The 1404-nt window shown below is 64.9% G+C and carries 1 protein-coding gene; it reads left to right on the top strand.

Annotated elements, in window-relative coordinates; all coding sequences use genetic code 11:
- Positions 1-52 precede the first annotated feature (52 nt).
- Positions 53-1300: an IS256 family transposase gene (locus VSO01S_RS26480; RefSeq protein WP_068645712.1), complete on the top strand. Its 1248-nt coding sequence runs from the start codon at positions 53-55 to the stop codon at positions 1298-1300.
- Positions 1301-1404 lie beyond the last annotated feature (104 nt).

Raw genomic sequence — 1404 nt, 5'->3', positions numbered from 1 at the left:
AGCCTGTCAGGAATTTTGTGTGTGAGGCATACGATGACCACCAGGAGCATGTATGCCAAGCAAGAAGAAGCCAGCGCCCCAATTGCCGGCGATCCCCCAAGAACTCATTGACCAATTCGTCACGGGCCCCATGAGCGCCGAGGCGGTGCAAGCGGCCTCGATGGCCTTCAAGAAGGCCTTGATCGAGCGCGCGCTGGGCGCGGAGATGTCACATCACCTGGGTTATCCACCCGGGGCGGCCAGGCCCGAGGAAGCGCTCAACCACCGCAACGGCCGCAGCGCCAAGACCGTTCTGACCGAAGACGGACCCCTGCGCATCGAGGTGCCGCGCGATCGCCAGGGCTCCTTCGAGCCGATCCTCATCCCCAAGCACGAGCGGCGCTTCACCGGCTTTGACGACAAGATCATCGCCATGTACGCGCGCGGCATGACCGTGCGCGAGATCCAGGCCTTCCTGGCCGAACAGTACGCCACAGAGGTGTCGCCCGAGTTCATCAGCTCGGTCACCGATGAGGTCATGGCCGAGGTCACGGCCTGGCAGGCTCGCCCGCTGGAGCCGATGTACCCGGTGGTGTTCTTCGACGCGCTGCGCGTGAAGATCCGCGAGGACGCGGTGGTGCGCAACAAGGCGGTCTACCTGGCCCTGGGCGTACTGCCCGATGGCACCCGTGACATCCTGGGGCTGTGGATCGAGAACACCGAGGGAGCGAAGTTCTGGCTGAAGGTGTTCAACGACCTGAAGACGCGCGGCGTGGCCGACATCCTGATCGCCGTCACCGACGGCCTCAAGGGTCTGCCCGAGGCGCTGGCCGCGGTGTTCCCGGCCACCACGCTGCAAACGTGCATCGTGCACCTGATCCGCAATAGCCTGGACTTTGCGAGTTGGAAGGAGCGCAAGTTGCTGGCGGCGGCCTTGAAGCCGATCTACACCGCGCCCAGTGCCGAAGCGGCAGCGGCCGAACTCGATGCCTTCGAGGCCGGGCCCTGGGGCCGCAAGTTCCCCACAGTGGTGGCCGCCTGGCGCCGGGCTTGGGATCGGGTGATTCCGTTCTTTGCATTCGCGCCGTCCATCCGCCGGGTGATCTACACGACCAACGCCATCGAGAGCATCAACGCGCGACTGCGCAAGATCATCAAGACGCGAGGGCACTTCCCCAGCGACGACGCGGCCGCCAAGCTGATCTGGCTGGCGCTGCGCAACATCACGGCCGACTGGGGGCGCGCGGCCAAAGAGTGGCGAGAGGCGATGAATCAGTTTGCCATCGCCTACGGCGATCGCTTCATGCGAGCCGCCGTTTAGCATGAGACCGACTTGCCCACCGCGTCGGTCGTTCGTCGCAAGCGACGCCCGCCGCCGTGGACAAGTCTACGAAGCGCCTTGCACACAAAAATTCAGACAGCCCC

It is taken from the genome of Variovorax soli NBRC 106424 (genome assembly GCF_001591385.1).
GTDB classification, from domain to species: Bacteria; Pseudomonadota; Gammaproteobacteria; order Burkholderiales; family Burkholderiaceae_C; genus Variovorax; species Variovorax soli.
Note: the sequence above shows the minus strand (reverse complement) of the source record. Positions and strands in the feature narration are given on the sequence as shown.